Annotated in this window: 7 protein-coding genes and 1 pseudogene; 4 read left to right on the top strand and 4 right to left on the bottom strand. The window is 63.2% G+C overall.

Annotated elements, in window-relative coordinates; all coding sequences use genetic code 11:
- Window positions 1-71: 71 nt before the first annotated feature.
- Complete coding sequence (locus tag NCS02_RS33830) at window positions 72-404, bottom strand: hypothetical protein (protein WP_250523633.1); 333 nt, start codon at window positions 402-404, stop codon at window positions 72-74.
- 57 nt (window positions 405-461) lie between these two features.
- On the bottom strand, window positions 462-1,562 hold the full coding sequence (locus tag NCS02_RS33825; protein WP_250504458.1) for a YihY/virulence factor BrkB family protein: 1,101 nt from the start codon (window positions 1,560-1,562) through the stop codon (window positions 462-464).
- Between the two features lie 325 nt (window positions 1,563-1,887).
- On the opposite strand from NCS02_RS33825, the gene NCS02_RS33820 reads away from it, so the two are divergent.
- From NCS02_RS33820 to NCS02_RS33810, 3 genes are all read left to right on the top strand, one after another.
- Window positions 1,888-2,763, top strand: a complete 876-nt coding sequence (locus NCS02_RS33820; RefSeq protein WP_008345754.1) for a manganese catalase family protein — start codon at window positions 1,888-1,890, stop codon at window positions 2,761-2,763.
- Between the two features lie 49 nt (window positions 2,764-2,812).
- Window positions 2,813-3,274, top strand: a complete 462-nt coding sequence (locus NCS02_RS33815) for a response regulator (RefSeq protein WP_235366132.1) — start codon at window positions 2,813-2,815, stop codon at window positions 3,272-3,274.
- Window positions 3,275-3,341: 67 nt separating this feature from the next.
- Window positions 3,342-3,824: a DUF3597 domain-containing protein gene (locus NCS02_RS33810; protein WP_175982181.1), complete on the top strand. Its 483-nt coding sequence runs from the start codon at window positions 3,342-3,344 to the stop codon at window positions 3,822-3,824.
- Window positions 3,825-3,909: 85 nt separating this feature from the next.
- Here NCS02_RS33810 and NCS02_RS33805 read toward each other — a convergent pair whose 3' ends face one another.
- Window positions 3,910-4,422 (bottom strand): flavin reductase family protein, encoded by a 513-nt coding sequence (locus tag NCS02_RS33805; protein ID WP_033535646.1) that lies wholly within the window; start codon window positions 4,420-4,422, stop codon window positions 3,910-3,912.
- A 142-nt stretch (window positions 4,423-4,564) separates the two neighbouring features.
- Between NCS02_RS33805 and NCS02_RS33800 the strand changes: the two genes are divergently transcribed.
- Window positions 4,565-5,734: a zinc-dependent alcohol dehydrogenase gene (locus NCS02_RS33800; RefSeq protein WP_250520519.1), complete on the top strand. Its 1,170-nt coding sequence runs from the start codon at window positions 4,565-4,567 to the stop codon at window positions 5,732-5,734.
- Window positions 5,735-5,933: 199 nt separating this feature from the next.
- Here NCS02_RS33800 and NCS02_RS33795 read toward each other — a convergent pair.
- Window positions 5,934-6,122 (bottom strand): annotated as a pseudogene (locus NCS02_RS33795) (hypothetical protein); the annotation flags it as partial.

The following is a 6,122-nucleotide window of genomic DNA, read 5'->3' as shown; positions in this document are numbered from 1 at the left end:
TAGGTCATCGCGAGCGAGCGCTTCTACAGATGAGCTTCGAAGCGGGGCGTGAGTGGTTTGGGCAGGGGGTGTTAATCGACGACATCGGCGACGAGGGCGGTCGTCGCGGCGGCGGCGACGATCGTCGCCGGCCGGGAACGCGGTCCGCATAACGACTCGAACAACACGCCCCAGAAAGCCGCGCTTCCCATGTGAATGGTTGCGCCGAACGCGCTGTATCTGAAGCTCGGTTCTTCATGCCAGATTGCTCTCGGCCATAAGCAATGGGATACGGCGTTGATCGCCGCGTATGGCTCGTGTCCCGCGCGAACGGCCGCGGTCGACGCGGCGCAAGCCGAAGCCAGTCCCGCAGCGGAGCCTGAATAGATGGCCCGCTTCATCAGGTCGTCGAAATGCCCTTGCATGTGTGGCTCCTTGCCGAACGCTCACGCGTTTCGCAGCATCCGCCGTGCCGAAGTTGCTCAGTAACGTCTTTCCGTGTGATGTCGATGTCCGCCCCTCGCGAACACGAAGAGCGTCGCGCCTGCCGCGGCGATTGCGAATCGACTCGGGTTCGCTTTTACCGCACCGATTACCTTCGCAATCACCGGCGAACCGTTCGGCGCGACGCTCGGGCGCGTTTGCATCGCGGGCGCGGTTTGCGGACGTGTCGTGGCGGGCACGTTCGTCGCCGGCGCTGCATGAGGCTCGCGCTTCTCGTTCGATTCGTCGGTCTTGCCTTCGCGCGCCTCGACTCGCGTTGCAGCGGCTTCCGCGCCCAGCAGCATGACGGCTGCCGCGAAATACAGCCACATCAGGAGCACGGCGAGCGAGCCGGCCGCGCCGAATGCGCTCGCGGTCCCGGCATGCGTGAGATAGAGCGCGAACAGCTTCTTGCCGACCGAGAACAGCACCGCGGAGATAACGCCGCCTACGAGCGCATCGCGCCACGGTACGTGACCATCGGGCAGATACTTCAACAGCGCGGCGAAAGCGCACGAAAGGATCGCGAGACCGAGCACGAACTGCACGATGTCGCCGATGACGACGAGAGGCGATTCCCCGAACACCCATTTGCCCGCTGCCTGCACGGCGGTGTCCAGTACGAGCGACACGATCAGCAGGAACGCGACGCCCATCACGAGACCGAACGAGATCAGCCGAACCTTGACGAGCGTGGCGACGCCCGATTTTTCTCTGCCGCTTTTCGGCCAGATGATCGATAGCGCCGTGTTCAACGATGAAAACGTCGCCGATGCGCCCACGGCCAGCAGTACGAACGAGATCACCGCGGCAATGCCGCTTCCGCCGCTCTGATGCGCGTGCTCGACGATCGCCTGCACGCTCGCGGCGGCATCCTTGCCGAGCATGCCGTTGATCTGATGAAAGAGCTGACCGCGAGCGGCCTCCGCGCCGAACACGAGGCCCGCGACGGCGATCACCATGACGAGCGTCGGCGCGAGCGAGAACGCTGAATAGAACGCGATGCTCGCGGCCATCGGCGCAGCACGATCCGCGCTGAAACGTTTGAACGTGCGTGCGGGCCACGCGAAGGTTCGTCCCATAAGCGACTTGACGTTCATGGTTGTCTCCGTTGATTCATCCGCTCGGCATCAAGCATCGTCGATGCCCGCTCCTTCGAAGTCAGTTGGATCGCGTGGCATACGCGTTGCTGATTCCCATTCAGGCCGATGCCGCGGACTTCGATCCGGACAGCCGGCCTTCCATTCCACGACGCGGCTTTCCCCCGCGATACGCCAGCGCGATGCATCGCGCTGAGGCTTGCAGCAGCATGACCGTAACCGACGCCTTCGACGTCCTCTTGGTCGCTGCGAGCATAACCGTCCAACCTTGATGATTCGCGCCGGGACCGTGAAGGGTTTCGTGCGCCCTAAAAGGAGCCATGCAATGTTCGTGCATAACAAGCGTCTGCAATACACCGTCCGCGTGAGCGCGCCCAATCCGGGTCTCGCCAATCTGATGCTCGAGCAGTTCGGCGGGCCGCAGGGCGAACTGGCTGCCGCGTGCCGGTACTTCACGCAAGCTGTCGGCGAAGACGATCCGGGCCGCAAGGACCTGTTGTTCGATATCGCCACCGAAGAACTGAGCCATCTCGAAGTGATCGGCTCGATCGTCGCGATGCTGAACAAGGGCGCAAAGGGCCAGCTCGCGGAAGCAGTGGAATCGGAAGCCGAGTTGTATCGCTCGCTCACGGGCGGCGGCAACGATTCGCACACCACCGCGCTGCTCTATGGCGGCGGCCCTGCCCTCACCAACTCCGCGGGCGTGCCCTGGACCGCTGCCTATATCGACACCATCGGCGAACCGACGGCCGACCTGCGCTCGAATATCGCCGCTGAGGCACGCGCGAAGATCGTCTATGAGCGTCTCATCAACGTGACGGACGATCCGGGCATCAAGGAAGCGCTGGGCTTTTTGATGACGCGCGAAATCGCGCATCAGAAGTCGTTTGAAAAGGCGCTTCATTCGATTCAGCCGAACTTCCCGCAAGGCAAGCTGCCGGGCGAGCCGGAGTTCACGAGCGTGTACTTCAACATGTCGAAGGGCAATGACGCGCGCGGGCCGTGGAACGAAGGCGGCGACTGGAAGTTCGTCGAAGATCCGCAACCGGCCGTCGATGGCGGCGACGGAGCGGCCACCGTGACCGTGACCGAACGCGATGTCGAAGTGCTGCAGGCGATGGCATCGCGCACGGCTTCGGATCCGTCCGCCGATCCGACCACCGGCGCCGACCTGGGCGCTGGAAAGGCGAACGAAGTGTAAGACCCGCGGCGCTGCTCCGGCTCGGGGCAGCGCCGTTCGAGCGTTATCGATGCGCCAACGAATCATGAGTGCCGTGAGCGAATACCTGGTACCGAAATGCGCGATCTGGACACGTAGAACGAAAACCGCGCCCGGCACGCCGCGCGTGCTCGTCGTCGACGACTATGTGGATACGGCCGACGCCATCAGCATGGTTCTGGCCGTGTGCGGATTCGATGCCGATGCCGTCTACGGCGGCCTCGGCGCAATCGACGCGACCACGCGATGCAAACCGGAAGTCGTCCTGCTGGATATCTGGATGCCCGACATGTCCGGGCTCGAAGTCGCCGCCCGCCTTCGCGCGGACGCGAACACGTCCGGGACCATTCTTATCGCCCATTCGGCGGCAGCAAGCGAGGCCGATCTGCAACGCGCGAAGCAAGCGGGATTCGACGCGTTTTGCGCGAAGCCGACCGACGCGATGACCTTTGCGCCATTGCTTCGTTACTTCGTACACGGGCCCGTCGCATGACGAGACGCGCGGCACGCTCGATGCGCGATGCGCGGAACATCGACATCACTGACGCACAGAGGAAAACATGAGCATCTTCTCGAACATATTGAACAAGATCTTTCCGCACGACCATCCGGCGGCGACCGCTTCCGGCGGGACCGTGCCGCCTGCGGCACCCAATGCGGCGCCGCCATCGAGCACGACGTCATCGGGCAATCCGACCAGCACGCCTCTGGGTTCGGCGAGCGGCGCCGCCGGCACGCCCGCAACGCCCGGCGTCGAGCCTGCACGGCCACCGGTCACGCCATTGCCCGAAGTGGACGTCATTGCGATCCTCACGCAAAAGCAGCAGCAAAACGGCGCGGCGCTGAACTGGCGATCGTCCATCGTCGATCTGCTGAAGCTGCTCGATCTCGATAGCAGTCTCGAATCGCGCAAGGCGCTGGCGCAAGAACTGCACTACACCGGCAACACCGACGACTCCGCCACGATGAACATCTGGCTGCACAAGCAGGTCATGACGAAGCTCGCGGAGAACGGCGGCAAGGTGCCGGCCGATCTGAAATGAGAACCCGCTTTCCCTGATCGATCCATGAACGAATCTCGACCCAGCATGCGACGCGCTTCGTCACCGGCCGCCGCAAGCGTAACTTCTACTTCGATTCGTTGAACGACTTGGCGTAGAGCTGCGCGCTCCGGTCCAGATCTTCCGTCGCGGCATAGATCAACGGCTGCGCTTCGGGAGAAAGCACCGCACCGTCTATCACGCTGCCTGTCACGAGGCGATGATCCCCGGCTTCGATATCGCCGATAGCCTGACAGTCGAAATACGCCAGCGCATCGGGCAGTATCGGCGCGCCGCTTCGGCCGGTTTTCCAAGGCGTCGACGACAGCTTGTCGATCGTGCGGCCCGATTGTGTCCCGAAGTGCGCGGCCAACGTCTGCTGATCCGAACGCAGCACGTTGATGGAGAACGCGCGTCCGCGTTGCAGTATCCGATAGGACGCATGCGCCGGATTGATTGCGATCGCAACGAGCAGCGGGTCGAATGAGACCTGCATGACCGAGCTCGCCGTAAACGCGTTCTTGGTCGCACCGTCCGCCACGCCGATCACATGGACGCCTGCCGTCAGACGCCGGAAGAGGTCGGCCATACCGTTTGTCATCGCGCTTTATCCTTGATGTCGGAGGAATCGTTCAAGCGTGCATGTGCATGTGCCATGCCTCGGCGGGAATACGCGTTGCGCAAGTCGAATGGCAGCGACGACGCACCTATCCGACGATCGGATCAATCCGCAGGAGGCGACCTTGAAGGCACTCATCTGGCATGGCAAGAAAGACATCCGTTACGACACCGTTCCGGACCCCGTGATCGAGCACGGCCGCGATGCGATCATCAAGGTATCGACTTGCGCGATCTGCGGCTCGGACCTCCATCTGTTCGATGGCTTCATGCCCGGCATGGAATCGGGCGATGTGATGGGTCACGAATTCATGGGCGAAGTGGTCGAAGTCGGCCGTGATAACACCGCCCTCAAAGTGGGCGATCGTGTCGTGGTGCCGTTCACGATCATCTGCGGCGAATGCGATCAATGCAAGCGGGGCAATTTCTCCGTTTGCGAACGCTCGAACCGGAACAAGGACGCCGCCGACAAACTCTTCGGTCATACGACGGCCGGCCTCTTCGGATACACGCATCTGACAGGCGGCTATGCGGGCGGACAGGCCGAATACGTGCGCGTGCCGTTCGCGGACAAGACCCATATCAAGATTCCCGATGGCCTTTCCGACGAACAGGTGCTCTTTCTCGGCGACATCTTCCCGACCGGATGGCAGGCCGCGGTCAATTGCGAAATCGAACCGACCGACACCGTCGCGATCTGGGGCGCGGGCCCCGTCGGGCAGATGGCGATCCGCAGCGCGATATTGCTGGGGGCGCGACAGGTCATCGTCATCGATCACGTTCCCGAGCGGCTTGCGATGGCGCAGGCGGCGGGCGCGATCCCGATCAACTTCAAGGACGAAAGCGTGCTCGACCGCTTGCGCGATCTGACAGAAGGCAAAGGCCCCGAGAAGTGTATCGATGCCGTCGGCATGGAGTCGCACGCGACGCGCTCGTTCGACGGCATCTACGATCGAATCAAGCAGGCCGTCATGCTCGAATCCGACCGGCCGCATGTGCTGCGCGAGATGATCTACGTGTGCCGTCCGGCGGGCGTGCTCTCGGTGCCGGGCGTGTATGGCGGACTGATCGACAAGATTCCGTTCGGCGCGGCGATGAACAAAGGTCTCACCTGGCGCATGGGGCAAACGCACGTCAATCGATGGAGCGACGACTTGCTCAAGCGCATCGAAGAAGGACAGATCGATCCGTCCTTCGTCATCACGCACCGGATGAATCTGGCGGACGGGCCGCAGATGTACGAAACCTTCCGCGATAAGCAGGACGGGTGCATCAAGGTGGTCCTGAAGCCTTAGTCGACGCACCCGCGCAGGGTGAGGACGCGTCGCTTCGCGTTTGGATGCGCGCTCGGGCCGGCGAAGCGGCGCGCGAGCGCGCGGACGCCGAAAGCGGCGCCTCTGCGACGTGCGTGATCATTGCGCGCATCCATCGCATTCAAGGACCGTGCTCGATGCGATGAAAGGCGCGCGCAGACAGCATGCCGACGCGTGAACGTCAGTCGTGGCGATGATGCTTGTGATGCTTGCCGCGACGGCCGTTATAGCCGCGGCTGTAGTCGTCCGCGTACGAATTCGAGCGCGAAACATTGCCGCCCAATGCCGCGCCCGCGCCGCCGCCGAGCGCCGCGCCGATCAGACCGCCGCCGCGGCCGCCCATGGCGTTGCCTGCCGCCGTGCCCGCACC

This window comes from Caballeronia sp. NCF2, assembly GCF_023631205.1.
Taxonomy (GTDB): Bacteria; Pseudomonadota; Gammaproteobacteria; order Burkholderiales; family Burkholderiaceae; genus Caballeronia; species Caballeronia zhejiangensis.
The sequence above is the reverse complement of the archived record's forward strand: the minus strand, read 5'-3'. Positions and strand labels throughout refer to the sequence as shown.